The organism is Desulfovibrio desulfuricans (assembly GCF_024460775.1).
Classification (GTDB): Bacteria; Desulfobacterota; Desulfovibrionia; order Desulfovibrionales; family Desulfovibrionaceae; genus Desulfovibrio; species Desulfovibrio desulfuricans_E.
In genome coordinates this window covers 197314-221999 of sequence record NZ_JANFYZ010000005.1, presented here as the reverse complement: position 1 = coordinate 221999, position 24686 = coordinate 197314, and the positions used below count along the sequence as shown (strand labels likewise).

The window sequence follows — 24686 nt, the reverse complement described above, 5'->3', positions numbered from 1 at the left end:
TGGCATAGCTATGCTGGCTGGCCAAGATAACAACATGCCAACGCACCCCATGCACGCGGCTTGTTAGAACTACCAGTAGGCACAACGCGCGCGATGTTGAGCCTTGAGTTATACAGATAGATGTTGTTTTCCGCACGGCCAGTATTCCAGTCTGTCCCTGCAATGGCCTCGATTGCCCCCCAAGCGGCAGTTGTCGAGCGATAGGATATGCCAGTGCCTACAATGTTGCGGATCATGTCCCCATGCACGCCTCCCACGCCGAGAGAGTCGAATCCGGCAGCCTCCGCGTACATTCCGCGCACGTCAGCCATACGCAGGGTGCCAGCGCCCATATCCTGCACATAAAACGGTGCGCCGCCGATACCGTTCCAGCCTACCGTTGAGCCGTCCGCGTTTGTGTGCCAGATGACCCTGGTCATTGCCTGCCATTCGGACTCTGTCTTGAGCAGCAATCGTCCTTCTGCCGTCTGGAGGTATTGCCAGATGGGGTACTCTGTAATGTGTTTCCCTTGATAGTCCCCGCTAATCAGTCCGCCCTGAAGTGGAGCGAAGCCGGGCTTGAGCGTGGGATGCCGGAAATAGTAAAATTCGCCCAGATCATACTTGTCTGCCTGCACAACAGAGATCTTGCCGCTGGCATCAATTTTGATAGTCACACCGTCAGGGCGGCATATGCCGTTGACTTCCTCTGTGGCAATGCCGGGAAGTCGGGATTCCAGCAATCCCATAATAACAGACACAAGCGCCGCCTCAACTTTATCCAGGTCGCCATCGTCTTTAACGCCAGGCGCATAGCGACGGGCCAAAAATTGCGCCAAACCAGCGGACATGTGTGAAACCTGCCGCGCCTGTTTGTTGGCCAGCTCCTGCCGTGCGATGCCCGGTTGATGGCCAATAGAGCGCTGCACGTCAGTGGCGTAGGCCTCTTGAGTCAGCAGGTCACGCCCATCGACTCCCTGAGAGCAAAAGGGTAAGATATCGTTGATAACAGAGCCAGATTCAACGGTTACACCAGTATCTTTGGTAGTGGCCATAATGCCCTCCATGTCCCCGGTATAACCGGGGATAGATGTCTTTGGTCACCCTGATATTGTTCAGGGTATTACGCTGTTGGCCGCAGCACGATGGGCCACATGCCCATGCCCCAGCCAGCCAGTCCCTCGGACTGACAGCCCCAGGCCATCAGCGGGCCGCCATCCTGCGTAACGGCATACCAGCTCACGCGCACACCCTCGGGCTTGAGAGGTATGTAATTGCCCATGAGCAAAGCCTGGGTAACGGCATCTGGTCGCATGCCCGCTATGCCCACAACCATGCTCATGTCCTGGTTATCCTGTATCATTATGATGCTGCCGGTATCCGCAAACGCGGATTCCCATACGTCGTAAGCTCCAGGAATTGAGCCGTTCCATGCGTTAGCGGCAATGCGTGCTTTGATCAGTCGTCGAAATACGTCATCCGGCAGGCTTGTGAGGCCGCTTTCAGGGTCATACGGGCCTTTCCATATGCCTTGCGCCCAGCCGACACCTTCAACTCCCCAAGCAAAATAAACGCCCGATAGGGGCACGCGCAGCACGCGGGTAATGCCAGCCCACAAGCCCACGGCATCAAGCTGCACGCCCACGGCGGTGTCTACGTCAAAGGCGGCGGGCAATGATGCCAGCAGCGTCTGGGCGTCAACCAGCGGTTGCGTCAGCACCGCCACCAGAGCTGTAAAGCGCGATTGCTGGTGCTGGCTGGTTACAAGGCCGGGGTAATCGTTATTCGCCATCACTCAACCCCAGGCAGGCTGATGTCATCGACCACGCAGGTGGCGGCGGCATTGAAGGCGATGGAAATATTGCCTGTTAGCCATGTGGCTGCATCACCGCTGGCATCTCCCGTGCAGTACTCAATGCTTACCACGTCAAAAGTCCTCGCCCCGGAAGCGTCCGCTGCATTGATAGGCGTGAGCAGGCGGCTGGCAAGCACATCATCGCCAATGGTCAGCGCGTTGATGTAGGCCGTAAGGTTGGCTTTTATGGCCGTGCCGGTAGTGGATAAATACCCGGACAATGGGGAGAGAGTAACTCGCAGGCGCACGCGCACCGCCTTAGGACGGTAAAACCGAATGACATTGGGCAAGCCTTTGGCATCGCGCGTCATAACTTCAACATCGCCCATAGTGTAACAGCCCGGCGTTTTTTTAAGCGCTATGGCCTCGGCTATAGCAGAGTTGTCGCCGCCCTCCACAACCATGCAGATGCTGTGCGGGGGTAATCCGTTAGCATCAACGGTAGACGTATCGTTTTCGTAGCCTCGCCAGCGGCTGACTCCCTTTAGGTTTGCTACTGCCCCCAAAGTACCCTCAAATACCGTGCGGCTAGGTAGTGCCGTGGATACAGCCTGACGGGCCCGCAGAGCAGCATCTGTCTCAACTGCCGCACCAGGCGTGGCGGCCTGTGGGTTGTTGACGCTCTGCCAGCCACGGCATGGCGTGGCAATCTTGTTGACCTCGCCAGCTGCGGCGCGCACATCGCCGACATCCTGGGCAGTGGCTGTAACGCTTATCTCGCCAGACGTGGGGATGGTGACGGTTGCGGGCAGATCCCATTTTTGTCCGGCGGTATCCTCCACAATGCCCCCATTGATGATGGTGCCCGCAGTACCCACGCAAACCACAACTACAGTGCTATAGCTGGCTGGCTGCCTACGTATGCCGTTAATGACAACCATACGCGAGAGGCCAGCGCCCTGAGCAGTATGAGGACTAAACGCATTGTAAACGCTGGCGGCCAGGCTGTACGTGTCCTGCTGGGCCAGGGCAAAAATCGCTACCAGCTGGCCCTCCTGACTGTCCGGCTCCAGATACAGATCGTCGCCAAAAATGGCTTTGACCTTGGCTTGCAGCGTGGTCAGCGTGGTGGCGTAGTCGGGCAGGTGCATGCCGTCGCGGTCGATATATGCGCCGTCAGCCATAGCTTATCCTTATAATGTGATGTTTACGGAGGTCTCACCGTAAACGGTATTAAGCTCAACAGATACCGTCAGCTTGCGTAGTTTGGGGTCAAATGTGCTTTCGTAGCTCACCAGTTCAGTCACGCCTTCAGTCTGCAGGATACGCCTGCGCAGCAGCGGATCGTAGGTGTCCTTGGTGTGCTTGCCCCACACATGGGTGACGTAAGGTGTGCCCTCGGTCAGATCCAGGAACCATTCACCGGTCAGAAGAGCCAGTCGCGTCTTGACCGCCTGGGCCACACACTCTGGCGTGTCCACGTGATAATCGGCATCGCCATGCCCCATCTGAAAATCACCCTTGGCGTCCAGCTTGCGGTATCGCATTACTTGGGTTGTCCCGTTGTCCCACCACTATCACCAGGGTGCGTATGGTGGGCAGTACTTTTGCCTTCGGCCACCTGGTCGCCTGTGGATGTCAGGGAACCATCCAGAGATATAGTGCCCTTCATCTGCACGGTGCCAGCATCGCCGCCTGCCCCGGTGGTGGTGAGATTGCCCTCCAGGGTGATCTGTGGGGCCTTAATTGTCACCTGATCTGCCGCCTCCAGCGTGATTGCACCAGCAGGTGTAAGGGTCACACCAGCTTGCGGATTTTTTGCCTCAATCGTATAATCCGGCTTCATGGTCAGGGTGGCTTGGCCGTCGTCAGTCCTCAGCTGGACGTTTTCCGTATCAACTGGGGGATCTAGTTTTGTTGCCTGTGACCTGGGGCCAATGATGGCCATGCCGTCCGAAAGATCGTGCATGCGCCCGCTGGGCGGCGGCGTGGATTCTCCGCCTTGCCACCAGCCGTCTATGCAGCGGCTGGAAAATACAACCAGGACCTCGTCCCCTTTTTTTATCGGATAGGTCAGGCTGAAGCCGCCCCCGCACACAAAAACCACGGGCACGTCAACCAGCAAGGGCATCTGCACGTTGTTGCTCTTGCCGTGTTCATCCCGTACGCTACCCTGCACGGCGGGCTGCACACTGACGGTCATGGCCACTGGGTCAAAACCCATCACGATTCCAGGCAGGGCCGTCCACATTTGGGCCTGAAGACCTTCCAGCGCCAGACGCTGGCTTTCTATGGGGTCATTTTGACGTTCGCTTCTGTCCATCTTTACCTCGCCATATCCAGCGGAAGGCGCATGGTGTCGTCAATGCCTATGCACAGCATGTCCGCATACCAGTCGTTGCCGCGCGTATCGCCGCTAAACTCGACTTTTAAGATTCTGTAAACACCGTCATCGTCCAGACGCGGCGCAGTCTGCCCAGCGGCCATTTTGAGCGGACTCTGCATGCGTTTGACACTCTTGTTGTCCAGCTTGATGCGCCCGCCGACGCGCAGGGTGGGCAGCAGCAGGGAACGCACGGTTATGCCTTCCTGAGTTTGCTCTGGTGTGCCGATCAGCCCCGTCTCGTGAGTCAGCAGTACGGCCTGCCCCGGCAAGTAGCCATTGCGCGGCACCATCTGCACCTTGCCGTCCTGTATGCTCCAGTCCGTGCCGGTGTTTTGCGCCTCATCTCTCATATATTGTCTGGCCATGCCGTACATGACCACGCCGCGCGGTAGTGCCTGCCCGCCGAGGTCGGGGGTATATCCCGCCTCTGTCCCCTTGGCGGCCATGCTGCCCTGGCACACTCGCACCCGGTCCGCAGGCATGCTGCCCGCCGCCAACGTGGTGTTGACCGTGGCAAAGTTGTAGGCACGGTCACCATCGGCCGCTAATATGGCCAGCACGGTGTCAACGCCGTTCTCCCTCCACGTGCGCACTTGGCGAATGTTGCCCCGGAAGATCAACCCGGAATTGCCCACATACCCGGCGGACAAAAGCACCTGCGTAAATTCGCGTTGTATCCTGCTGGCCGTGGCCTCTGACAGGTTGTAGACGTTAATTTCCGCGCTGTTGGGGGTTTCCAGGTCTCCCTTTTTGGTTTTGAACGTGATGCGCAGTTCGGACAGATCCAGCCCGCTGCCGGAGTTTCCTCCCACAACCAGCGAACAGGCCCGCAACCAGCATCGCCCCTCTTCAGCCTTGTTTTTGGCGCTCATGCGTCCTCCGTCTGAAAAATCAGCAACACGGTGTCGCCCAGGTTATCCAAAGTTGGCGGCATATCGCCGGATATGCGCAACGCACCGCCTAGCTTTAGGTAGGCATAGGGAGCCAGCAGGTCGCAGCCAGCGACCAGCGGAATACCGCAGATCAAGGGCGTGGCATCGTCCGGCTGATCCATGATGTCGAGCAGCCAGCCGCCGGGCACATCTGCAGCTGGGCTTTCGGCCCAGCGCAGCACCAGGCGCAAAGAACGTCCGGCCAGCGTAATGCCGAAGGCTTGCGGCTCAGGGGTGAGGGGTATTTCGTACAGTGCCATGAGGGCACTGTACGTTGGGGAGGAGTAAAGGTTCACCCTGATATTGTTCAGGGTGTCTTTCACTTGCTCGTTGACTTTTTTTCTATAGGCTTACAAGGTAAAATAATATTGATGGTCTTTACTTGGAGGATGAAAACCGCATGGAATTTGAAGACAGCATAAAATCTCTGGCAGAAAGAATCCAAAAAATGAAGCCCAACCTTTTAACTGAAGAAGCGACAAAAACTGCTTGTGTTTTACCTTTTATTCGTTTGTTAGGGTATGATGTATTCAATCCTACAGAAGTTGAACCAGAATTTATTGCAGATATCGCAGGTCGAAAAGGAGAAAAAATCGACTATGCAATCAAAAGTGATGGCAAAGCAATCATTTTAATAGAATGCAAAACATGTGGCAGCACTCTTGATAATAATAACTGCGAACAGCTTCATCGGTATTTTACAACATTGGATGCACGGATTGGGATTCTGACGGACGGATTTCGTTATCTGTTTTTTTCAGATCTTGAAGAATATAAAAAAATGGATAGTCGTCCATTCATGGAATTCAACCTTGAAGCCATTGATGCAACGCTGATTCCTGAACTTGCCAAGCTCCGCAAGGGGGCATTTGATCTTGAAACGGCACTGGGCACGGCCAAGGAACTCAAATACAATCGGCAAATAAAAAATCTGTTGCTCGCTCAGATTGAAGAACCCGCAGAAGGCTTTGTAGATTTCTTCATACGGGAGCTATATCCAGGGCGCGCAATGAAAAGCGTTCGCGAACAGTTCGCAGCCTTTGTAAAAAGGGCATATTCAGAGTTCATTGAAGAACGTGTGGACGCCCGCCTCAAGTCTGCAATCGCCGCAGCGCCCAAAAAGACCGAACAGGTGCCGACTCAGGCCGTGGAAGAAGAGGACAAAATAACCACAACTGAAGAGGAATGGCAGGCATTTTATCTAGTGAAGTCCATTCTCATGGGCACGGTTTCACCAGAGCGCGTGTTTATCCGCGACGCCCAGAGTTATTGTAATGTGCTGTTGGATGACAACCGCTTCAAACCTCTTTTGCGTTTGCATTTCAACAACATAAAACGCTTGCGGATTGAAATGTTTGGAGAAAATAAAGAAAAAATAATGCAGGATATCAACAACCTTGAAGACATTTTGCAATATGCCGACATTATCCGCGCTACGGCAACACGGTACGATAACGGATAGGCTCTCGCAGATAGACATAGCAGCAAGCAAGAAAGGGGGCGCAAGCCCCCTTCTTGTTGATCATTTCGCCGCGCCGCCGGGACGGGTATATCCGCCGCTGCCCGCGCTGGCGTTTAGTATGCTGTTAGGCTGCTTCTGACCTTTATCTGCAACGCCACCGGTCTTGGCGGCGTTTTTGTGCCTGCTGCGCGGCGGCACGCTGGCCGTTTGTGTGCGCACGATAATGACCTCCTTGCAGTTGGCAGTCACCAGCAGGGCTTTTTCCGTGGTCTTATCAGTGGTGCAGGTTACGCCTTCAACCAGCATATTGTCATAGAGGCGTTTACCGGTAACAATGCTGATCGGCTCGCGCTTGCGCATCAGGTCCAGCAGCTTGTCGTACATCTCCCGCGCCTTGCCGTCTCCGGCCGTGTCCGACACACCCGCGCGTATGGTAACAGTGGCTGGCATAACATAGGCGTGGTCGTTGATCTTTGCGCCTTGTTCCACAGGGTGTTCGGTGATCGTCAGCTTATCTTCGTGCTGCTCCTCCACGACCACCGCAAATTGCAAGCCGCCCAGGTTGCGCCCGGTAATGACAGTGCCGTTAGTGCTCATCGGGTTGCCCCCTGCATGTGCCGCGCCATATCGGCAGCGGCCCTGTCCTGGTTGCCCGCCACCAGTCCGGCCACCTGCTCAGGGCTTTGCGCGCCATTAAGGGTAATCTCCGTTTTTGATTCTACTTTAACCTCGCGGGATGTATGGCTGGCTGCCATAGCTGGTATGGGCTGCGGTTTCAGCGCCGGTCCGTCTGGCGGCGGGGTTACATTGGCGTTTACGGCCAATCCCATTTTTTCCTTCACAAAGTCGGGCAACCAATCCGTCATGCCGGAAAGTTTTTCCTTTAACCAATCCAAAGCAGGCGCGAAAAAGTTCTTTATTGCAGCAGCGGCTTTTTCTGCCCAGGCTGCGAAGTCTGGAAACTTCTCACGAATGAGGTCCCAGTTTTCCCAGATCATGGCGGCGGCTGTTATGATCAACCCCAGGGGGTTGGCCTTGACCAGACCAAACAAAACACGGAAGGCCATACCCACACCGCCGACAGCGCCCTTGAGGAGCATCATCACAGCCTTTAGCCCCATGACTATGGCTATGCCTTGAGCAAATCCGGTAATGAGCTTTTCATGCTCGCGGAAAAAATTGGTCACGCTGTCAATGGCGCTGCTGATCGCGTTACGCACACCCTCAATGCTTTTTTCCCACGGCCCCCAGTCAAAATAACTGCGCCCTCCCTCCATGTACGTTTGATAATCGTCAATCAATCCTACGATGGCGGCCAGACCGGCCACAAGCATGCCCAACGGCGTGGCCAAAAAACCGGCATTTAAAAATTTCCAGGCGGCAGCAAATAACACAAGGCCCTGGATAATCTTTTTTTGCCCGCCATCCAGCTTATCGTACCAGCTTACCAGGGCAGATGCCCAGGTGACCATGCGGCGCACAAAGGCTCCAATAGCTCCGGCAACCCGAAAAACAACGCCGATCACGGTTTCAAAGATGGCCTTGATCTTGCCGAAATTTTCCATGATGACACGGCGCAAATTTTCTACATCGCCGCGCAGCTGGCCCAGGAACACTCCGGCCACGGACTTACCCAGTAAGCCGCTCATAGTGTGCAGTTTGTTCAGCTCTGCCAAAAATCCCCGGCTGTCTTCTGCCGCCTTGGCAGCATCGCGACCGGCCACGTCGTACATGGCCGCAAATTCGGTTTTGAGGCCGCTGACATCGCGTGTCAGCATGGGCACCAAGGTGGGGTCAATGCCCATCTGTTTGGCATATAGCTTGGCGGCCTGGTCGCTCATGCCGCGCATGTTGTTGCCCACGCGCTCAAGGAGCACGCTGGTATCTTTGATGTATGGATACTTTTCCTTCAGGCCGCCCAGGGCTGCGGCCACGGCCTCAGAGCTGCTGCCAGTCTGCTCGGCTACATAACCAAGCTCTTCCAGCTTTTGAATGGGCACACCCAAGGTATCTGCTTGCTTTGCCAGTGCAACCTCGCCCTGGGCAATACGCATGATGCCCGTAAAGGCTGCACCAGCTGCAAGCGTGATACCTGCTGCAAAGCCTGTAACCTTGGCCAGAGCGCCCTTAAGGCTGGCTTCGTCAGCCTGAAAGCCCACAGAGGCCAAAAATTCGGCGATGGTTACGGCCATCAGGAGGCGTCCTTATCCTTGAGCGCCGCCAGGTAACGGCGCTCGTTTTCGTCCTGCACGTTGCAGGCGTCATTCATTAATGCGATGTCCGCCAGGTCGAGAGTACAATCCTTGAGGCTCTCATATCGGCACATACCTCGCAGCACGGGCCGCAACAGCCAGTCCTCGCCGCCCGGCAGGCATACCCAGTCAACGTCTACGTCGTCTTCGGTTCCTGTCCCGGCGCTTGCAACGCCGGGAGTGCGCGAAAAAAAGTGGTCAGGTTATCCTTGAGCACGTGGGCCGTCAGGGACAACATGGTGAGCAGATCCATGTCCGGGTACATGAGCTGCCCCTTGCTGCGCACGGGTGCCCAGCCGCCGCCAGCCTGGCGCATATCCACAACGTCCAGAGCGGCATTGCACACATACTCCAGGCTTTCGTCCGGCAGATCGCCAATGACCGCGCCCAGAGGTTCAAGCACGTCTGCCAGCTTGGCATCCTTGTTGTCTGCGGCGGCAAGCACGCCCTGCAACTTGCCAAGCACCGGGGCGGCGCGCTTAAGAATATACATCTGCGCAAAGGCGTTGAGTTTGCCAATCTTGTAAACAGTGCCCTGGATTTCAACTTCATTCATGGCTTACTCCTAAGAGATTTCCGGCGTGCCACTGCCGTCCTGGATACTGATTTTGCCTGCATGGAACGTCCATTGTCGTGTGCCACCTTCCTTGCCAAAAGGCTTTTCCGGCTGTTTGGCGAAAGCCACCTCCTGACAGGTCACGGTGTCGCCGCGTGCCACATCGCGCACGGTGATGGTGTTGCGCCCCCAGTTGGCGCTGCTCTGACGTTGATAGTTATACATTTCCTGCAACTGCCTGTTTGTGGGCGATGTGCGCAGCAGATTGACCGTAACAGTGCCGCTAGCATCTGCCAGCAGGCTGTGCATGACAGACCCGTCTGCCCCCACGGTCATGGTGTTTTGATCGCCGGTGGGGACGATGGTCAGGCCTTCCTGGGCAATGCCCGCCCGGTCACCCGAAAGTGGGAAGTTGCCGCCAGGGCCGCTGATGGCCGCGTGTACGTCCAAAAAAGAGTATGCGTATCCCATGCTGTTACCTGTTTACGTTGATGGCCACATCCACAGAATGGATAGCACCGGCCAGTTTGATGGCGCACTGAATGGGCGGAGCCACGCGCTTTTCGCGCTCGCTCTGCGCCTGCAATTCAATCGGCTCCGAATAGACATAGAATCCCTTGGGCAAATAATCGCCGCGCTCCAACTGGCCGAAGCCGTCGCCGTGCCAGGTGCCGGGGGCAACCAGGGCATTGTTTACGGCCTGATCCAGCACGGATTCGATGCAGGTAATGAGCTGATGCACGCCGCTGTTGGTCTGCGGAATCTTGGTCTTGCTCTGGTACAGCAGGTTCCACAGCTCGGTCTGTACTGCGTTTTGCAGCCAGTCCGTGCCGTGGATCTCGTCAAACCAGGCATCGCCGCTCATGACGCCTTCCTGAAGAATTGCCGTATCGTTGTTGTAGACGGCAAAAACGTTGCAACGCTTTGCAGCCAGAGTGTTTGCCTGGGTTTCCGTCAGCCCTTCGGCCTCAACACTCGGCAGCTGTTTAAACTTGAGCGTGATGGTGCTGCGGTTGGCCGAAAAATTGACCGTAAATGCTCGCCCAATGGCGCTGATTGCGGCATATTTGTTGGTACTGTACGCAACAAACAAACGCGACAGCTTAAGCGCTTTGCCCCGGCTGGCCAGATCATCCGTATAGGCGGCATCCAGCACGCGGGTGTCCGTGATAGTGGCCGCGTAAATACGGCTTTTGCTAGCCGCCTGGATGTACTGGGCAACAATCAGATGGTCATCCACTGTCAGGCTGCTGTCGGCTATGGCCAGCCCGTACCAGTCGCCCCGATCCGCCAGCTCAACCACGCACTGTTTGATGGTTTCCGCCGCCTGGCCATCCAGTGGGGCAAGGGCCGTGTCTTCGGTCAGCTTGAGTTTTGCGGCCAGGGCCGTGCCTCCAGCCGTAGCGTCCGTGCAGTATGTGAGCGTCGCATCCGGCCCTGTGCCCGTAGTCGCGAGAGTAAACCGCTCGCCGTCCCATGTGCAGACCACGCCATTAGCGGCAGTCTTGGCACTGATGGCCGATGCTACGGCATTAAGATTGGTGACAGACCGGAAGTCCAGGCCAGACACCTCATGCGTGGCCCCAGCCACATGCACAGTCAGGCTGCCATCACTGATGCCCGTCCACTGCGCAAGCGCCGCCTCTTCGGCGGTCAAGATACCGCCGCGCAGCATGGCGCTGGTAGCCTGCTTGAGCCAGCGTCCGATCTGCAAAATTGCGGGGCGAGGGCTTTGGCTGAAAAACAGTTCCGCCGCCAGATATTCCGGTGCTTCCACTCCAAAATCTGCCGCAACGCCGTCTATACCAGTGTAGCTGCGAATGCGCTCACTGGCCGTGATAACGTCGGAGCTGCCCACAATCAGCAGCACGCCAAAATTGCGGCGGCTCGCAGCCAGGGCCTGCAAATTAATGGTGACGTTGACAACTCGGTCAACGGCAAGTGCCTTTGTTGCCATAGAATTCTCCTATCGCGAGCGACCGCACAGGCCGCATGCCTTGACGCTGTCGATATCTTTGATGTCCGTAAGACCCTCGTCCGTGTCCATTTTAGGACCACGCGTGAGGGTGATTGTGATGTCCTGGCGGCGTATCCAGCGCAGGTTAACTAGCTCGTGCGCGGGCATAATGTCCCCGGCCTCCACAAAGGCCAGATTGGCCAGATCACGCAGCATCGACCGGTTTTGCTCCACATACAGGCCATCCCGTAGTGACCTGGCCAATGCCCTGGCCTGCGGCCCGTAAAAACTGCACATAACAACCAGGCGCTCGTGTATTTCCACATGCGTGGCACCGCCCTGGTGCCACGCCGTGCCGCCGGGCGCGCTCTCGTTGACAATCCCAAAGGCGCACCAGTTTGGGTCCGCCCCAGGCGTTTTGGGCGGGTTCGGTTGCCAACGGGGACGCACCATAGGACCGGGCAAACCGGTGAGGCCGCAAACCATGTCATGCAGCGCATTTTCCAGGGCGTCTTCGTCCGGGCCTGGACCAGGGAGCACCCAGCCAACCTGCAAACTGTTGCCGGGCGGTGTGACTGCATCAGGCATGGTCAAGCTCCCGCTGGGCCAAAGCGCGGGTATATCCCGGCCATGTTTCTACGGCGGAAACGGTATAGCGCGCGCCGTTGTACAGCACGCAATCCGCCGCCGTACCTTCAGGCAGGTTGCCCACGTGCAACGGCTGCCGCGTGTAGATTGTCAGCGTTTCCTTGTCGCGTTCGCCTTCGGGAAGACGGTCAAGCTCGCGGGCCGTGGCAGGCTGCACCACGCCGGTCATGGGCATGGAGGCCTCCGCATATTCGGCCCGGCCGTGATCGTTTACGGCTTCCGTGATGCGCAGCACCGTAAACGCTGTGCAAAACGCCGTGTCGTCCAGCAGTGCCGATACATCCAGCATTATTTTCCTCCCGGCGTGATCATGCCCTGGCCGCGTTTACGGATTACATAGGTATGGCTTTTCATCAGCTGACCGGTATTCAGCAGGGGGTTGGTCTTGCCTTCATCCCGTCTGGACTTACCCCGTTTGACCCGGCCCTTTTTGTCCGTCAGCGTGTTGCCTTCAGCGTCTTTTTTCGGCGCGGCGTAGTCCAGGGTAGAATCTTTAAGTGGCGGCCAGTCGTTGTTCTGGAATCGCGCCCGCACGGCGTTCTGGCCCAGCAGGCCGATGCGGTTCAAAGCAGGCTCTACACTCCCTTCATTACCTTCCAGGGCTTGCTTTGCCGCATCCTTCATGGTTTTTGCAGCCTCGCCCTTGATATCCTCAATGCCCGGCACAAGGTGGGGACGGGCCGGTATGCCCGCTGCTGGAGCACCGAATTCGTGGATATAGGACAATTCCGCGTTATTGATGCCGCCCGCACGGCTGCCCGCGTTTTCGGCGGGTACGCCGATGTACACGTCGACCTTGGTCAGGGCTGCGACGCCTTGCGTCATCAGCTTTGTCATATCCGCAGTCTGTTTGACGGTTACAGTCGGCTTCATGCCACCAGCCCGCCTGCGCCTACAATCTGCATGAGCTGCCAGAGCTGCTGGCCGTAGATTGTGTTGTTGTACTGCCCGGCATTGACCAGGGCGCTGCCCTGGCCAGATGCACCGGCCCGCGTTACAGCGTGGGACATACTCCCCACGGTTTTGGTTTCAGACGTTACGGCTCCGGCTGCCGCGTCAATGCCGCCCGTACCGTCCTGGGCTTTGAGAGCCTCCAGCTCCAGCGTGAGCTGGTGGGCAACATACAGGCCCAGACCCTGATCCAGCAGATCGTCCCACCGCTTGGCGGACAACAGTTTGCCCGCCATGGTGAGATGAAACTGCACACGAGCGTCCGGCACCAATTCCGCAGAAAATTGCGGAAAAGAGGCACGAAAGGCGGCAATATCCATGGCTAGATGCCGTCCGCGTAGGCCACGGTTTCAGGGTAAACAAACTCCAGCTCGCCCAGGGCCGCGTAGTAGGTGGTGACCTGGTACAGCCCCCGATACTCCACCGGCGTATGCTGCAAGGGCACCAGGGGATAGCGTACGTACTGGCGATTCTTGGTATAGGCCACCATGCGGTCCTTTTGTCCCTGACCAGCACCAGACAGATGCTTGACCGGAGCAATATCCAGAAGGCGGCCGTTGACAGTGTTGCACAGGCACTGTTCGCGTACATACTGGAGAACGCTCTTGCTGCCTGCATCCGTGATGGGCTGGGTCAGCTTGCTCATGGCCATGGGAGGCACCAGCAGCCGGTCAGGCAGCACGGCAAAACCGGTCTGTTCCCAGGCCGCTTCCAGCACCCTGTTGATGCTTTTCAGGATTTCCAGGGGGGTGGAGGCTTCCCAGGTTTTTGTCTCATCCATGGGGGTGATGGACGCGTTATTGCACAGCCCGGTGGCTCCCACCACCTCGTCTCCCAGATAGACCATCTGGTCTATGTCCATCTGATGTTTGAGTTTGAGGCCGTCAAACTTCTGCAGGTCAATGGGGCGGCCCACACGCTGGGCCGCAGCCAGTTCCTGAACGGAAAATCCGATCTCCTGGCCCCACAGGCGCAGGGGCTTGCTGGTTTTGTCGATGCTCACGGCCATGCCGGCAATGGCAGTACTGTCCTTGCCCACCCAGTTGATGCCGTTGGCGTAGATACCGCCAGCAGCAGCAAAGGAGGAATTTGTAAAGCTGCTCAGTTCATCCCCCAGAACCACATCCTCGCGCAGGTCAATATCCCTGCCCCAGGTAACAGAAGCCAAAGGCGCGTGCAGCTCCGGATCAAGACGCTCCAGCTCACCAATGAAAAATGCGCCAGCATCGCGGATAGTCTTTTTGTCAAACGTAAACATTGAGTCTCCTACAGATTGAAGGATATTTCGACGTTGCCGCTGCTATCAGCTTCACCCATGAACAGGCATCCCGGCACTGCCAGGTTTTTGCCCTCCACTGCGGCGGCCTCGATGTCACCCACAGCCTTGCCGGTTTCTGCCGTGTGGCGCACATAGACCTGGCCACCCTTGGCAGATGTCCCCTGGGTCAGCTTGACGGTCATGTAACCGCGTCGCAGCACGTCCTGAATACTGCCGGATGCCGCTGCACTGCCCATGGTCGGATACGGGCGCACCACAAAGCCGTAGACAGCATCGGACGCGCCAGAAAGAGCTACAAGCCTGCCTCCGTCCATTTTGACCGGTGCGCCAAAGGCAACGGCTTCACCCATAAGCCCGGCTTCCACCGTAGCTTCGGCCTTGCGGCTTACGTCGCCGGGTATACCGGCGGGCATACGCTTGAGATAGGCGTTACTCATTACTTGCCCCCTTTGCCGGAGTAGTACGCGGCATTCATTTTGTTGATGTCAGCGGGGGTAACCGGCCCTTTACCGTCTCCCGCGCCAGGTCTGGAAAGACTGTCAACTGTGCGGCGGTTGTTGCCAGCTCCGGCAAGCACCCCCACAGCAGCAAACGCGGCCCGCACTTCGGCATTTGTGGCATTGGCGATGGCCTTGCCGCCAAGGATGCTGTCCACAATGCGGCGGGTGTTGGGGCTGCGGCAGGCCATGCCCAATGCAGTGCGGCGTACAACATCAGCGTTATCGCCCACGCGGCAGCCCAGCAGTCCCATGCGCTGGGCACTGCGCACAGTGGCGGCATCAGCCATGCGTCCTGGCTTGCGGTCTGCGCTTTTGACCGGGATGTCTTCATCAGCCTGGGGATCGTCTTCATCCGGTGTGTTCTGGTCCGGATCTTCATCAGTCTGGGGATCGTCCCCGTCCTGCGAGCTCTGGTCCGGATCTTCGCCCTGGGTCTGCGGATCTTCATCCGTGCCCTGCGGCTTGAGCATCTCGATCAGTGTGCGTAGCGAGAGCTTGATTTCTTCGAGACTTGCGGCCACGTCGTCATCCGTGGTGGCCACAGGATCATCCTCATCCTGCGGGGGAGGCGTGTCTTCGTCCTGCGAGCCGTTGGCTTCCTCGGCTTCCGCGTCCTTCAGCAGGAGGCGCATTTTATCCGCCCAGCTGGGCTTTTTTGTCTTTTTGGGGGTCATAGGGGTCTCCCTTTGATCTTTGATTTTGCAGCGCGCCCCGGCCCGGCCGTGGTCTACAAGCGCCACATGGTTGCCCATGATATTGATTTGCCGTCCCACGCCGGGACGGATTGCCTCGAAATCACAATCATACCCGCACGACAGCTCGCGCATGCCGTCATGCAGCACCGCATCAATGGCATCAGCCTCGGTAATCAGGATGTCGGCAAGCATCAGATCCTGCTGGCGGCCGTCACCCCGGCGCACGTTAAATACAAATCCGTGGGCCAGCTCTGGCCAGTTGTCTGGATTAACGTCTTCGTCCGGGTGATCCAGCGTGAAGGGTTTGCCCTCAAAGCTGGCCAGCGTGGCAGGCCGGAATACTTCGGCAGCATCACGGGTAACAAGCACCTGGTCGCCATGGAAACCTTTTACGATTTCCGGCGGCACCTCTTCCGGCAGGTAAGCCATTGCGCCAGTGCGCGCCAGTGCTGCTCCCTTGCAAAGCAGGTAGCCTTCCGGGGTACGCAAGATGTTTTCGGAGAGTTTGGCAGTGGTATGGATACGCATGGGTAGACCATGCAAGTAGGCTGCAAAAAAAGACACCCTGATATTGTTCAGGGTGTCTTGTCGTGGTCATGGTGTTTACGGGTGTTTACCGCGCCGCGTGTGCGGTTTATTTGTCATTTTGGCACGGTGATACGCTCCGGTCATGCATAAGGCGTTAGACGGCGTTTTTGGCGATCCTCTCAAATTGGGCCGGATCCAGCGTGATCAGCACATAGCCATAAGGGGCGTTGTCACTGACACCAACGAAAAACTCTACATCTGCCGCGCCGTTGGGATACGCACTCATGACCGTACCCTCTGTACCCGCAGGCAGAGTAACGGCACTGCGCACGAGGTCAGCGCTGCCCTTGCTGGTTATGGCCTGAGTCAGGCGGATGTCGTCAAGTTCACGCAACATATCATCTGTCCACATACATGGTTATAAGCCGGGGGGCGGTACGTATGCCGCCATCCGTATAATCATACTGCCATACAGTCTTGACCTCAACCGTTCTGCCGTTGAGACCAGTTATGGGCATAACCACGTCAAACCGCTGCCCGTATTCCGTACCGGGCCTGACCAGAGCGGCCACGGTGGACAGCTGCTGCATAACCTGATCACGCAGCCACCCCGCGTCCTGTGGGCCAAGACCCAGGGCAGACGCAAATACGCGGGCCTTGTCGCCGCCACGCGGATGGTCAGGGTCAAGGGCGTAGGCCGACAATTTGCCCATGTCCAGTTGCGCCCGCTCAACGTTATATAGTGGTGCGCCTGGCATATGGCGAACCACTTCAGCCCCCTGACTCTTTTCCCACTGGGTGTAGAGTTTCTGTTCCCCACGGGCCTGTTCCTGTATCTGCGTGGGCAAACTGCTGACGGCAAAAGTTTTGCGCGTACCATCGCCTTTGGGGATGACAGGCTCCGGGTAGCAGCGGCAGTAGGGATACTCTCCGGCGTGGCCGGTCATGCCGTCCAGCGTTGGCGGTTTGCCCCATAGCACAAATTTGCCCCCCATCGCCCGGTGGCTGGGTCGAGTGGCACCGTCATGGACATCACGCCAGATGTAGCCATCACTACCCACATACTCGGCTCGCTCCTGGGTAAGCGCCGTGCTGGCCTTGCTGACCTCGGTCAGCGCAATACAGCGCGCCCGACTCATGGTGGTGCCGCCAATGCTGGCCAGCTCCGCCGCCATGTCCTCGGCCCGCATGCCGCTGATCAGTCCCTCGTGGGCCAGCGCACCTGCGCGCATGGCTGCCTCCAGAGGCAGGCTTTTGATCAGGGTTGTGTTAGCCTCGATGCGCTGGGCCACGATCTGGCCAATGGGATCGCCCTCCAGAAATATGCGCATGTCCAGCCCCATGCGGTCGGCAATGCGGCGGAACTGATCCAGATTGCCGCGCGCCACGCCGTCCAGCATATTGGCGGCACTTTGACGCGCCCACGGCGTGATGGTTTCGGCATAGGTGCGCAGAATGTCCTCGGCATCCTGGGGCCGGTGGTTGCCCAGCACCTGAGATATCTGTCCGGCCAGGCTGCGCAGGGTGCGCTCGTAACTGCGCTCCGCTGCGCGCGAAGGTGTAAACACTCCGGCCTTGGCTGTTGCGGCATCTGCCCACGTCCACGCCAGGTTGGGCCAGGGCGCTGGGTTATTGGTCTGCAGTGTTGCCATTTCCCATACTCAAGGGTGCAAATGGTTGCCTGGGCTGCGAGATAGGCAGCGACGGCAATGGTGGGGCCTGCTCAGCTTTTTCAGCGCGGTCAATATCTGCATCGCTGATCCCCGCAAAACGGCCGGTCACGCGAGCACTGTCGCGCAGTGCGGCAAGCCCCTGACTAGGAGTAATAATGCCGCCCTGAACGAGCGCCGCCACAGCCTGGGCATCAGATGTTGCGATCTGCGATTTTTCAAGCTCGGAAGGCTGCATCAGGGACTCAAACTCAAAGCTGAAGCCATCCGGCAGGCTTTCACCCCACAGGTGACGAGACAACACGGCAAAGATCACGTTAAGCGCGGGCCGCAGGTCGTCATCCTGCAAGGTGGCGATGGTGTCGTAGTAGGTGCGCAAATCTGATTCACCCGTGGAAAATCCCTTGGGGCTTTGACCAAGCAGGCGCACCAGAGGAATACCGGTGGCCCCGGCTATTTGCTCGGCAAAGGCCTGCATTGCATCGTACACACCTGCAAAACTGTAACCGGCAGTTGTAAATGTATCGTTTTTGTCCAGCAGGGTGATGCCTTCGTTACTTTGCATCTGGCGGACCATTTCAAACTGGCGGATTAACGCCTGTTCGGCCTTGCCGCCAGCCGCCAGAATTGACCGCAGGCCATCAACGCCGATCACTCGCAAAAACGATTTGTACAACAGGTTGGCGGTGCCTTCCGTGGCGCTGTCATATGCCAGCATACGGGATTCCATTTGTTCGACTACGCTGGCTCCCCAGTGCTGCTCACTGATCCGCTGCTGAGACGGCAACTCAACACCCACAAACCGCAGGGCGCGAGTGTGGTGTATGCGCTCGCCAGCCATACCGCCGACAGTGTTTACACTGTAAAATTCAGGGTAGCCCAGCATGGGGCCGAGGTCAGAGATCAGCTCGCTGCTGGGCTGTACCTGCCAGCGATCCAGCACATGCAGACCCAAAAAGCTGCCCTCGGTTATGCTGTCTATCTCCAGCGGAGTGGACAGGTCATCGCCGTCTATCAGTAACACGGCCAGCGCTCCGCCATACAGGCGGCCCCACTTGATGGCGTCACTCAAACGCCCAGGGCAGCCAGTACGCCGATGCTCACGCAACAGCTCGTCTGTTCTTCCAGCGTCCCACTGAGCGCGCACGTCTACACCGCCGCGCACCATGTCCTCGGCAACCACGTTGACGGTACGGCCCACCAGCCAGCTGGTGCGATACATATCATCAAGCTGCTGACGGTCACGAGTCAGGTATGTTCCCTGCTCATAGCCACTCTTGGCCAGCATGTTGTCCTGGCCAAGTCCAAGTTTTGCCGCAAAATTTTGGAAACCATCACGCATGCTGCGGCGGCTTGTGGCCCGAAGTGCTGGGCGCGACGTGCGGGTTTTAACCATCAGCTAATTTCTCCCATGTACGCAATGTGTCCGGTCCTCCGGCAGCAGCAACGGCCAAAAAACAGGCCCAGGTCCGGTCTGCATGTCCGATGCCGTCACGATCTGCCACAAGCCGAGGCGCACCCGTGTCGCCACTTACTTTTTTCAGTTTATGCAGGTCTGCCCGTAAAATGCTGTTTCCCGCAGGAATACGTATTTTGCGATCTTCAAATCGCTGTTTACCTGCGGTGGCGATGGCCAGGCGACGGCTGCTGGACAGGATTACCCCCTCCACAACCCCTTCACCATATTCGGCCGTCATGTCTTCCACAGGCTTTTCGCCCATGCCGGTTTGGTCCATTGCCAGCTTGGCCATATTGTAGTTCTGGTTTAGTCGGGCAATCTCCAGGTCATGTTCCGCAAACTTTGCCTTGCTCAATTCCGATATTTCGCGCGTCCAAAGCACATCGCCAACTTCTTCAAGCACCCAGGCTACCCACAAGTCACGCCTGGCACCAATATCATTGCCGATGTAGCACGCTCCGCCTGTGTATAGTTCAGGTTTCCCGGCGTTTTCGTCTTCACAGGCTGTGATAAGATCGTAGGTCAGCCACGCGCTGCCCTCATCGAGAAATTCCAGCTCGTACTCTTGCAACCAGCCGTCATCGTCGTCCAGGGCCGCCTTGAGCATGTCGATATCGCGGTCTAGGCCCTGAGCTACCGCAGAGTAGATGTCCACCTGGTGCTTTGACCAAACGGTGTCCTTGTTTGTCCAAAGCTCGTAAAATTTATTGTCTTTGCCGTTGGGCGTGCTGGTTATGCGCAGCTTGAGACCGGGCTTTGAAATAACCGGGAACAAGGCTTTCCAGATGGCACGGCTATCCTTGTGGAATGCAAATTCATCCAGGAACACATTGGCAGAATAGCCGCGCGCAGTGTCCGGGTTTGCGGGCAGGGCTGTAATGCGCGATCCACCGGGGAAAATGACTTCCTGGGTTTTGTAAACGGCATTGTCAGCCGTACGATATTCACCTTCGTAATAAACTGGATCCGCGCGACCTTTCAGCAGACCTGCATAGATAATGTAAAAGGCTTTGCAAAAAGGCTTGATTGCTTCGTCTATAGCTTCCTTAGCTTGGCGCTCACCACGGGAAAGGATAACCCAGCGTACCTTGCAGCCCTTGATTTCAGCCTGAATGCAGTCGTCAACAATTTCGGCGCATGTGGTAAATGTTTTGCCCGTCTGGCGGGCAAACATGCCGATTTTAAAACGGGCATTATCCGCCAGCCAGGCTTGCTGATATGGCAAAAATTTGATTATGGGCTGGGCTATGTCCATCACTCAAATCCGAGGACGCGGCGGGCTTCCTGGGCAACAGCGGGATCAAGACCACCAGCGGCAGCCGCGTCCAGTTTATCCCGCGCCTCATCAAGTGTTTTTTTGCGTTCTTCCTCGCGTATGCGCTTGGCAAAGTCCGCTTCCAGACTCATGGCTTGAGACAGGTTCTTGAGGCTGCGCGCGATTTTGTCCACCTCCGCCGGGTCAAATTTGGCATCCGGTTCCGTCATGCGTTCCTGCATGGTGCGATATACAAGGCCCCGCAGCATTTCCACTAGCAGCCGTCCCTGTTCACCTTCCACACTTTCAGCACCCAACTCCTGGGCAAGAGCGCGGGCCATGTCGCGGTTCTCTCGCATGACCTGGGCAGCGGCAGAAAAATTGGTGGAATACCGCCACAAGGCCGTGCGCGATGGAGCATCGGCCCCGGCAGCCGCGCACTTGCCCGATACAAACTCGTGCAACTCGTCCAGAGTCATGCGGCCATCGGTAAGCGCCTTGTCTATCTGCCTGCGCAGATCTGGCGACAATCGTGTGACGCTGCTTTTACGGGGCATGGCTATTCCCCGCGCGCGGGCTTTTTGACGCCGGGCACGTCAATCAACCCCTTGGCCACCTCCGCACCTCGCCCAGTCACCCGCAGCATGGGCACGCTGCCCACATATTCCACGCGCAGCAGGCCCAGGCCTTCCAGATATCCGGCATCTTCCAGTACCGTGGTGCGGGGCACACGATGGCTCATGATTTCCAGCGCGTCGGTCATGAGGCTCACGCTCATGCGGCCGTCAGGTTCTTCATCCAGGTAGCGTAGAATCACCAGACGGCGGTCCTCCACAATACGGCGCTGGAATTCCTCGTTATGCGACATTACTTCCCTCCTCCAAGATGCGATTCCGTAAACATGTCAACTACGCGTTCAATGCGGTTCACGGCATGGTATAGTCCGCGCACTTCGGCTTGACTGGCTTTTACCGCGCCATCTATGCCGGTCAGGCTTACCTCTATGCGGTGCAGGTCTTTAGCTGTGGGCAAAGCGGCAAGCGCGGAGACAAGTTGTTTGTGCATGCTTTCCACTTCAATCTGGCGCTGTTCCATAGCTTTGAAGCGTTCATCCACTCCCTGCGAAAACGACGCAAAGAACGTATGCGTTACAAAGCCCTTAGACAGACTCCAGCTTACCCACAGGCCCAAAAGCTGGAGAGCGAGAGCGAAGGCCCAACCATAGCGCCAAAAAATTTCCCACGCGCTCATTTGCCCTCCGGCGCAGTGGCCTGGGCTTCGTAGCAGTCCAGGGCGTCGTTGCACTGGGCGGAGTACACACGCAGACGGGCATCTCGGGTGAGTATCGCCTCCACCTGGGCGGGGTGATCAAAAGGTATGTCCCCGCGAATTTTGGGCAGCGTGGGCTTCGCCGGGCGGGGACAACGCTGTGTTGTGACAACCTCCGGCACGGGCATGGACACGCTGCCCATTGCGGCACACCCGCCCAAACTACCAAGGCCGATTGAGCATATCAGCAGCACGCTGGCGCGTAGCATCGTCCACCCCCTGCCGGACCTGTTCCGGCGTAATATCATTCGGTCTGGCTTGGGCCATAATGTCGGCAATGGTCTCCGCGTCTTTTTGGGCCTGCCCCTCGCGCTTCAGGCAAGCCTCCGCCAGCTTTGCCTGGGCATCGGCGTTTGTGGTAAGTCTTTTGCCCAAAGCCTCCCAACGCGCGGTGTCGGCCTTGGCGCTGGCAACATCCTTTACCAGCGCGTCAACACGTGCTGTTGCCTTCTCAAGCCGTAATGTTTGCCACCCGGCAGAGCCTCCTGCCAGTATCAACAGCACGCCCAGGATCGTCAGTGCGGCCTTTATGCCCGTGGTCATAAGCTGCCTCCTGATGCCAACGTGGCCAGCGCAGGACGATATCGCTCGCGCTTGTCACCCATAATGTTGCGCACATAGGCGCGGTTAATGGCGTAGGGGCTTTTATCTGCGTACTGTTTGCCTAGGCTTGACCGACTTTTGCGACTGTGGGTTTCCACGTGACCCGTCCAGCGGGTCTGGTCACAACCTTTGACCTGGCGGCAGTAGGCCCGGTCTTGCAACACGCCGCCGATACCGCCGTTGTATGCGGCCAGCATCATTGCGGCCCGGTCTTCATCAGTGGCGCATCCCGAAAACGCATTCCACGCCTGCTGGTCCTTCAGGATAAGGGCGCGCAGTTGTAAGCGCGGATTATAGCGGTCTTCCCACGTCCAGGTGCGTAAATCTTTATGGAGCCTGCGCATGTCCTCAAAGTTATTGAAGCGTACACGCCCGGCACTGTCGTAGGCGATTGTGAGTTGGCCCAGTCCAAATCCGTACTCGCGGCTTGTCTTCATTTCAGTCTTGGGATTCCAGCAGCGCTTATCTGCCAACCCGTAACAGGTCTCTTGCTCCACTTGCCCTGCGTAGACAGCTGGGTCAAAAAATTCGGGACTGTAGGCCTGATGCTCAACCCAGAGCATGGGCAGATATAGCAAGGCCAATGGGGGCAAAATGGAGGCGCGCAACAACAGGCGACGCATGCTATTTGCCCCAGGCCATGATACTGATGGCAATGCAGATCAGTAGCAGCACACGGGCCAACACCACTATTGAAGCGGCGGTATTTCCGCTCAGGGCCGATCTGACGTAAGCAGACATCCGGATGTACGGAGTGAGAATTTTGGTTAACATGAGCGCCGCGCCCCACATGCCGATGACGTAGGACAAATAGCCAGCAAGTCCCAGTGTGCTCGCCGGGTCAACCAGCATCCCGGAGCAAAAACACACAAGGAGCAACAGCCACGCGCGGAAGTCGTACAGAGGGCGCAGGGTGAGAACCAGTTTGGAGTACAAAGATTCATATGACGTATCAATGGGCATGAAAAAGCCCTCCTTGCAGCTGTTATGCCGTAGGAAGGCTTAAATTCGTACCCTGATATTGTTCAGGGGAGCTAGAAATCAAAAAGGCTGGCTTGCCTTATGCCAGGCCGCGCGCTTGCGGCGACATGCCGCACGTAACGCTCTGTGAGCGCCAGCTTCAGAGCCACATCGCGCGGGCACATGCCTTCGTCAAGCAGTAGTAATACTTGTGATTTTTTGGGCTCATCCTTACGGCGGTTGGGCACTACTATGCAGGTGCCTCCATAAACGAATGACAGACTACACAATGCAGGATAACCAATGAACTTTACCAGTTCCGAAGTGTGAGTGGTCATCTTGGGTATGTGCAACTCGACCCCGCCATGAGTCCGACAGAGCACGTTGGCCATGTCTGTGCCTATAATTCCTGCTAACTCTCCATAGCTTACCCATGTGCTGGCCATTAGTAGGCCCTCCGTCCCTTCCTTCTGGCATCACGGGTTAGCGCAGCTATAACTCCGCGCAGTTGCTCCGCTGTCGCATGCTCAAAGCAGCGCGTGACACCACCGGACTGTTTTTTCAGGACGGCCACAGCATAGCCCCAGGGCACATGCGTACCCTCGACCCGGCCCTTTTCCGTCAACAGGGCCTCAATTTTTTCCATAAGCGGTCTGCGGTCCAGGGGATCATCCGCCCCAGATTGCAATGTTGCTGGTATGTTTTTTTTGCGGGTTGCCTTACGCTTTGCGCTGCCCTTTGTCGGTTTAAACCCATATTCTCGCATAACAAGCACGAGGCCTTTCAGCCCGGCCAGGTCCAGCACACCGGCACTGCTCACATTGTAATAAGATTCAAGGAGGGTAGCATACTCGTCATCCGTCATGCCCAGTTGCGTTTTGGCAATATGCACTTTGGCCAGCAGAGCCTTGCGCATCTCGTGTACTTCAGTCCCACGCTTGCGGCGAGCAGGCGTCTTTGGCGCTGGCGTGATTGCTCCATCTGGACGCTGCAAGGGTTGGCCTGTGCGAAAATCTATAACCGGCATAACCGCCTCCGAAGACCTCCAGGTTGTGTTCCTGGCGGCAACAGGCGTACATCCTCGCAGCGCGCAAAAAATCGACGCCCTCCGGCGCTCACCACCACATACCACAGCCCGTCATCTGCCCTGATCGGTGAGCTATAGGTCCATCCGCTTAACTGCCTTGGTTCATCTCCCCGCCATACCGTCACACTCACACGGGCGTCGTTAGGTAGATTGGGGCATGCCGTCCCTTGCATCGGTGCAGCGCACATGAGATCCGCCAGCAATACGCCTAATGACGCCCGGTCAACAAACAAAGGATTTCCGTCATGCCCGTTACGCCATATCCTGTTCACACGCACGCGGTAGTAGCCCTCTTGCCCTCCGTAGATTGCGGCTGGCGAAAGTTGCACACGCAGGGCGCTGCCATTAACCTTGAGCAGGCAGGATGCCGTGATTTTACGTTTATCGGACATAAGTTGCCCTC

General features: G+C 57.3%; 33 protein-coding genes. 1 reads left to right on the top strand and 32 read right to left on the bottom strand.

The features are described from left to right. Positions 1 to 8 precede the first annotated feature (8 nt). The 7 genes from NE637_RS08430 to NE637_RS08400 all read right to left on the bottom strand — a co-directional run bounded on the left by NE637_RS08430 (position 9) and on the right by NE637_RS08400 (position 5352). Positions 9 to 1034, bottom strand: a complete 1026-nt coding sequence (locus NE637_RS08430; protein ID WP_256267682.1) for a hypothetical protein — start codon at positions 1032 to 1034, stop codon at positions 9 to 11. 68 nt (positions 1035 to 1102) lie between these two features. Continuing rightward, positions 1103 to 1771, bottom strand: a complete 669-nt coding sequence (locus tag NE637_RS08425; RefSeq protein ID WP_256267681.1) for a DUF2612 domain-containing protein — start codon at positions 1769 to 1771, stop codon at positions 1103 to 1105. After that, complete coding sequence (locus tag NE637_RS08420) at positions 1771 to 2958, bottom strand: baseplate J/gp47 family protein (protein WP_256267680.1); 1188 nt, start codon at positions 2956 to 2958, stop codon at positions 1771 to 1773. The genes NE637_RS08425 and NE637_RS08420 overlap by 1 nt, the downstream gene beginning before the upstream one ends. Positions 2959 to 2967: 9 nt before the next feature. After that, complete coding sequence (locus NE637_RS08415) at positions 2968 to 3321, bottom strand: contractile injection system sheath initiator (protein ID WP_256267679.1); 354 nt, start codon at positions 3319 to 3321, stop codon at positions 2968 to 2970. Further along, a complete protein-coding gene (locus NE637_RS08410; protein WP_256267678.1) occupies positions 3321 to 4097 on the bottom strand; it encodes a Gp138 family membrane-puncturing spike protein in 777 nt (258 codons plus the stop codon). The genes NE637_RS08415 and NE637_RS08410 overlap by 1 nt, the downstream gene beginning before the upstream one ends. 2 nt (positions 4098 to 4099) lie before the next feature. After that, positions 4100 to 5032 (bottom strand): phage protein, encoded by a 933-nt coding sequence (locus NE637_RS08405; protein ID WP_256267677.1) that lies wholly within the window; start codon positions 5030 to 5032, stop codon positions 4100 to 4102. Next, positions 5029 to 5352 carry a phage baseplate plug family protein gene (locus NE637_RS08400; protein ID WP_256267676.1) on the bottom strand — a complete coding sequence of 108 codons (324 nt, stop codon included), beginning with the start codon at positions 5350 to 5352 and terminating at the stop codon, positions 5029 to 5031. Before NE637_RS08400 ends, NE637_RS08405 begins: the two co-directional genes overlap by 4 nt. Positions 5353 to 5492: 140 nt before the next feature. Between NE637_RS08400 and NE637_RS08395 the strand changes: the two genes are divergently transcribed. After that, on the top strand, positions 5493 to 6554 hold the full coding sequence (locus tag NE637_RS08395; RefSeq protein WP_256267675.1) for a type I restriction enzyme HsdR N-terminal domain-containing protein: 1062 nt from the start codon (positions 5493 to 5495) through the stop codon (positions 6552 to 6554). 60 nt (positions 6555 to 6614) lie between these two features. Here the strand turns inward: NE637_RS08395 and NE637_RS08390 are convergent, their stop codons facing one another. The 25 genes from NE637_RS08390 to NE637_RS08270 form a co-directional block, all read right to left on the bottom strand. Beyond that, the gene (locus tag NE637_RS08390; RefSeq protein ID WP_256267674.1) at positions 6615 to 7151 is read right to left on the bottom strand and encodes a phage baseplate protein; all 537 of its coding nucleotides are present in this window, start codon (positions 7149 to 7151) and stop codon (positions 6615 to 6617) included. Beyond that, a complete protein-coding gene (locus NE637_RS08385; RefSeq protein WP_256267673.1) occupies positions 7148 to 8746 on the bottom strand; it encodes a hypothetical protein in 1599 nt (532 codons plus the stop codon). The genes NE637_RS08390 and NE637_RS08385 overlap by 4 nt, the downstream gene beginning before the upstream one ends. Further along, on the bottom strand, positions 8746 to 8880 hold the full coding sequence (locus NE637_RS08380; RefSeq protein ID WP_256267672.1) for a DUF6889 family protein: 135 nt from the start codon (positions 8878 to 8880) through the stop codon (positions 8746 to 8748). The genes NE637_RS08385 and NE637_RS08380 overlap by 1 nt, the downstream gene beginning before the upstream one ends. Before the next feature lie 62 nt (positions 8881 to 8942). Further along, entirely contained in the window at positions 8943 to 9362 is a 420-nt protein-coding gene (locus NE637_RS08375) for a phage tail assembly chaperone (protein WP_256267671.1), read from the bottom strand. A 9-nt stretch (positions 9363 to 9371) separates the two neighbouring features. Further along, positions 9372 to 9833 carry a phage structural protein gene (locus tag NE637_RS08370; protein WP_256267670.1) on the bottom strand — a complete coding sequence of 154 codons (462 nt, stop codon included), beginning with the start codon at positions 9831 to 9833 and terminating at the stop codon, positions 9372 to 9374. A gap of 4 nt (positions 9834 to 9837) precedes the next feature. After that, the gene (locus NE637_RS08365) at positions 9838 to 11319 is read right to left on the bottom strand and encodes a DUF3383 domain-containing protein (RefSeq protein WP_256267669.1); all 1482 of its coding nucleotides are present in this window, start codon (positions 11317 to 11319) and stop codon (positions 9838 to 9840) included. A 9-nt stretch (positions 11320 to 11328) separates the two neighbouring features. Next, the gene (locus NE637_RS08360; RefSeq protein ID WP_256267668.1) at positions 11329 to 11907 is read right to left on the bottom strand and encodes a phage neck terminator protein; all 579 of its coding nucleotides are present in this window, start codon (positions 11905 to 11907) and stop codon (positions 11329 to 11331) included. Further along, entirely contained in the window at positions 11900 to 12256 is a 357-nt protein-coding gene (locus tag NE637_RS08355; RefSeq protein ID WP_256267667.1) for a hypothetical protein, read from the bottom strand. Before NE637_RS08355 ends, NE637_RS08360 begins: the two co-directional genes overlap by 8 nt. Beyond that, positions 12256 to 12840: a hypothetical protein gene (locus NE637_RS08350; RefSeq protein ID WP_256267666.1), complete on the bottom strand. Its 585-nt coding sequence runs from the start codon at positions 12838 to 12840 to the stop codon at positions 12256 to 12258. The genes NE637_RS08355 and NE637_RS08350 overlap by 1 nt, the downstream gene beginning before the upstream one ends. Continuing rightward, positions 12837 to 13238 carry a DUF4054 domain-containing protein gene (locus NE637_RS08345; RefSeq protein ID WP_256267665.1) on the bottom strand — a complete coding sequence of 134 codons (402 nt, stop codon included), beginning with the start codon at positions 13236 to 13238 and terminating at the stop codon, positions 12837 to 12839. The genes NE637_RS08350 and NE637_RS08345 overlap by 4 nt, the downstream gene beginning before the upstream one ends. Before the next feature lie 2 nt (positions 13239 to 13240). Beyond that, a complete protein-coding gene (locus NE637_RS08340) occupies positions 13241 to 14176 on the bottom strand; it encodes a DUF2184 domain-containing protein (RefSeq protein WP_256267664.1) in 936 nt (311 codons plus the stop codon). Between the two features lie 8 nt (positions 14177 to 14184). Further along, entirely contained in the window at positions 14185 to 14634 is a 450-nt protein-coding gene (locus NE637_RS08335; RefSeq protein WP_256267663.1) for a structural cement protein Gp24, read from the bottom strand. Next, on the bottom strand, positions 14634 to 15920 hold the full coding sequence (locus NE637_RS08330) for a DUF2213 domain-containing protein (RefSeq protein WP_256267662.1): 1287 nt from the start codon (positions 15918 to 15920) through the stop codon (positions 14634 to 14636). The genes NE637_RS08335 and NE637_RS08330 overlap by 1 nt, the downstream gene beginning before the upstream one ends. A 154-nt stretch (positions 15921 to 16074) precedes the next feature. Beyond that, positions 16075 to 16317, bottom strand: coding sequence for a hypothetical protein (locus NE637_RS08325; RefSeq protein ID WP_256267661.1), 243 nt, complete (start codon positions 16315 to 16317; stop codon positions 16075 to 16077). A 1-nt stretch (position 16318) separates the two neighbouring features. Continuing rightward, a complete protein-coding gene (locus NE637_RS08320) occupies positions 16319 to 17572 on the bottom strand; it encodes a phage head morphogenesis protein (protein WP_256267660.1) in 1254 nt (417 codons plus the stop codon). Then, positions 17550 to 18932 carry a DUF1073 domain-containing protein gene (locus NE637_RS08315; RefSeq protein ID WP_256267659.1) on the bottom strand — a complete coding sequence of 461 codons (1383 nt, stop codon included), beginning with the start codon at positions 18930 to 18932 and terminating at the stop codon, positions 17550 to 17552. The genes NE637_RS08320 and NE637_RS08315 overlap by 23 nt, the downstream gene beginning before the upstream one ends. A 46-nt stretch (positions 18933 to 18978) precedes the next feature. Next, a complete protein-coding gene (locus tag NE637_RS08310) occupies positions 18979 to 20304 on the bottom strand; it encodes a terminase large subunit domain-containing protein (protein ID WP_256267658.1) in 1326 nt (441 codons plus the stop codon). Continuing rightward, positions 20304 to 20861, bottom strand: coding sequence for a phage protein Gp27 family protein (locus NE637_RS08305; protein ID WP_256267657.1), 558 nt, complete (start codon positions 20859 to 20861; stop codon positions 20304 to 20306). The genes NE637_RS08310 and NE637_RS08305 overlap by 1 nt, the downstream gene beginning before the upstream one ends. 2 nt (positions 20862 to 20863) lie before the next feature. Then, positions 20864 to 21172 (bottom strand): VpaChn25_0724 family phage protein, encoded by a 309-nt coding sequence (locus tag NE637_RS08300; protein ID WP_256267656.1) that lies wholly within the window; start codon positions 21170 to 21172, stop codon positions 20864 to 20866. Then, positions 21172 to 21555, bottom strand: a complete 384-nt coding sequence (locus NE637_RS08295; RefSeq protein ID WP_256267655.1) for a DUF2730 family protein — start codon at positions 21553 to 21555, stop codon at positions 21172 to 21174. Before NE637_RS08295 ends, NE637_RS08300 begins: the two co-directional genes overlap by 1 nt. Further along, complete coding sequence (locus tag NE637_RS08290; RefSeq protein WP_256267654.1) at positions 21552 to 21776, bottom strand: hypothetical protein; 225 nt, start codon at positions 21774 to 21776, stop codon at positions 21552 to 21554. The genes NE637_RS08295 and NE637_RS08290 overlap by 4 nt, the downstream gene beginning before the upstream one ends. A 19-nt stretch (positions 21777 to 21795) precedes the next feature. Further along, positions 21796 to 22176, bottom strand: coding sequence for a hypothetical protein (locus NE637_RS08285; RefSeq protein ID WP_256267653.1), 381 nt, complete (start codon positions 22174 to 22176; stop codon positions 21796 to 21798). Continuing rightward, positions 22173 to 22859, bottom strand: coding sequence for a transglycosylase SLT domain-containing protein (locus NE637_RS08280; protein WP_256267652.1), 687 nt, complete (start codon positions 22857 to 22859; stop codon positions 22173 to 22175). Before NE637_RS08280 ends, NE637_RS08285 begins: the two co-directional genes overlap by 4 nt. Position 22860: 1 nt before the next feature. Beyond that, positions 22861 to 23199: a hypothetical protein gene (locus NE637_RS08275; protein ID WP_256267651.1), complete on the bottom strand. Its 339-nt coding sequence runs from the start codon at positions 23197 to 23199 to the stop codon at positions 22861 to 22863. 442 nt (positions 23200 to 23641) lie between these two features. Then, positions 23642 to 24223, bottom strand: coding sequence for a phage protein GemA/Gp16 family protein (locus NE637_RS08270; protein WP_256267650.1), 582 nt, complete (start codon positions 24221 to 24223; stop codon positions 23642 to 23644). Between the last annotated feature and the right edge of the window lie 463 nt (positions 24224 to 24686).

Bases quoted from the DNA above. Each gene is read 5' to 3' on its own strand.
- NE637_RS08310 (WP_256267658.1), bottom strand. From the start codon at position 20,304: ATGGACATAGCCCAGCCCATAATCAAATTTTTGCCATATCAGCAAGCC.
- NE637_RS08375 (WP_256267671.1), bottom strand. From the start codon at position 9,362: ATGAATGAAGTTGAAATCCAGGGCACTGTTTACAAGATTGGCAAACTC.
- NE637_RS08275 (WP_256267651.1), bottom strand. From the start codon at position 23,199: ATGCCCATTGATACGTCATATGAATCTTTGTACTCCAAACTGGTTCTC.
- NE637_RS08390 (WP_256267674.1), bottom strand. From the start codon at position 7,151: ATGAGCACTAACGGCACTGTCATTACCGGGCGCAACCTGGGCGGCTTG.
- NE637_RS08315 (WP_256267659.1), bottom strand. From the start codon at position 18,932: ATGCGTGATGGTTTCCAAAATTTTGCGGCAAAACTTGGACTTGGCCAG.
- NE637_RS08305 (WP_256267657.1), bottom strand. From the start codon at position 20,861: ATGCCCCGTAAAAGCAGCGTCACACGATTGTCGCCAGATCTGCGCAGG.
- NE637_RS08420 (WP_256267680.1), bottom strand. From the start codon at position 2,958: ATGGCTGACGGCGCATATATCGACCGCGACGGCATGCACCTGCCCGAC.
- NE637_RS08405 (WP_256267677.1), bottom strand. From the start codon at position 5,032: ATGAGCGCCAAAAACAAGGCTGAAGAGGGGCGATGCTGGTTGCGGGCC.
- NE637_RS08345 (WP_256267665.1), bottom strand. From the start codon at position 13,238: ATGGATATTGCCGCCTTTCGTGCCTCTTTTCCGCAATTTTCTGCGGAA.
- NE637_RS08365 (WP_256267669.1), bottom strand. From the start codon at position 11,319: ATGGCAACAAAGGCACTTGCCGTTGACCGAGTTGTCAACGTCACCATT.
- NE637_RS08325 (WP_256267661.1), bottom strand. From the start codon at position 16,317: ATGTTGCGTGAACTTGACGACATCCGCCTGACTCAGGCCATAACCAGC.
- NE637_RS08270 (WP_256267650.1), bottom strand. From the start codon at position 24,223: ATGCCGGTTATAGATTTTCGCACAGGCCAACCCTTGCAGCGTCCAGAT.
- NE637_RS08285 (WP_256267653.1), bottom strand. From the start codon at position 22,176: ATGACCACGGGCATAAAGGCCGCACTGACGATCCTGGGCGTGCTGTTG.
- NE637_RS08300 (WP_256267656.1), bottom strand. From the start codon at position 21,172: ATGTCGCATAACGAGGAATTCCAGCGCCGTATTGTGGAGGACCGCCGT.
- NE637_RS08280 (WP_256267652.1), bottom strand. From the start codon at position 22,859: ATGCGTCGCCTGTTGTTGCGCGCCTCCATTTTGCCCCCATTGGCCTTG.
- NE637_RS08320 (WP_256267660.1), bottom strand. From the start codon at position 17,572: ATGGCAACACTGCAGACCAATAACCCAGCGCCCTGGCCCAACCTGGCG.
- NE637_RS08350 (WP_256267666.1), bottom strand. From the start codon at position 12,840: ATGAAGCCGACTGTAACCGTCAAACAGACTGCGGATATGACAAAGCTG.
- NE637_RS08430 (WP_256267682.1), bottom strand. From the start codon at position 1,034: ATGGCCACTACCAAAGATACTGGTGTAACCGTTGAATCTGGCTCTGTT.
- NE637_RS08295 (WP_256267655.1), bottom strand. From the start codon at position 21,555: ATGAGCGCGTGGGAAATTTTTTGGCGCTATGGTTGGGCCTTCGCTCTC.
- NE637_RS08400 (WP_256267676.1), bottom strand. From the start codon at position 5,352: ATGGCACTGTACGAAATACCCCTCACCCCTGAGCCGCAAGCCTTCGGC.
- NE637_RS08340 (WP_256267664.1), bottom strand. From the start codon at position 14,176: ATGTTTACGTTTGACAAAAAGACTATCCGCGATGCTGGCGCATTTTTC.
- NE637_RS08395 (WP_256267675.1), top strand. From the start codon at position 5,493: ATGGAATTTGAAGACAGCATAAAATCTCTGGCAGAAAGAATCCAAAAA.
- NE637_RS08360 (WP_256267668.1), bottom strand. From the start codon at position 11,907: ATGCCTGATGCAGTCACACCGCCCGGCAACAGTTTGCAGGTTGGCTGG.
- NE637_RS08330 (WP_256267662.1), bottom strand. From the start codon at position 15,920: ATGCGTATCCATACCACTGCCAAACTCTCCGAAAACATCTTGCGTACC.
- NE637_RS08335 (WP_256267663.1), bottom strand. From the start codon at position 14,634: ATGAGTAACGCCTATCTCAAGCGTATGCCCGCCGGTATACCCGGCGAC.
- NE637_RS08410 (WP_256267678.1), bottom strand. From the start codon at position 4,097: ATGGACAGAAGCGAACGTCAAAATGACCCCATAGAAAGCCAGCGTCTG.
- NE637_RS08370 (WP_256267670.1), bottom strand. From the start codon at position 9,833: ATGGGATACGCATACTCTTTTTTGGACGTACACGCGGCCATCAGCGGC.
- NE637_RS08415 (WP_256267679.1), bottom strand. From the start codon at position 3,321: ATGCGATACCGCAAGCTGGACGCCAAGGGTGATTTTCAGATGGGGCAT.
- NE637_RS08425 (WP_256267681.1), bottom strand. From the start codon at position 1,771: ATGGCGAATAACGATTACCCCGGCCTTGTAACCAGCCAGCACCAGCAA.
- NE637_RS08290 (WP_256267654.1), bottom strand. From the start codon at position 21,776: ATGGGCAGCGTGTCCATGCCCGTGCCGGAGGTTGTCACAACACAGCGT.
- NE637_RS08355 (WP_256267667.1), bottom strand. From the start codon at position 12,256: ATGCTGGATGTATCGGCACTGCTGGACGACACGGCGTTTTGCACAGCG.
- NE637_RS08385 (WP_256267673.1), bottom strand. From the start codon at position 8,746: ATGGCCGTAACCATCGCCGAATTTTTGGCCTCTGTGGGCTTTCAGGCT.
- NE637_RS08380 (WP_256267672.1), bottom strand. From the start codon at position 8,880: ATGTGCCGATATGAGAGCCTCAAGGATTGTACTCTCGACCTGGCGGAC.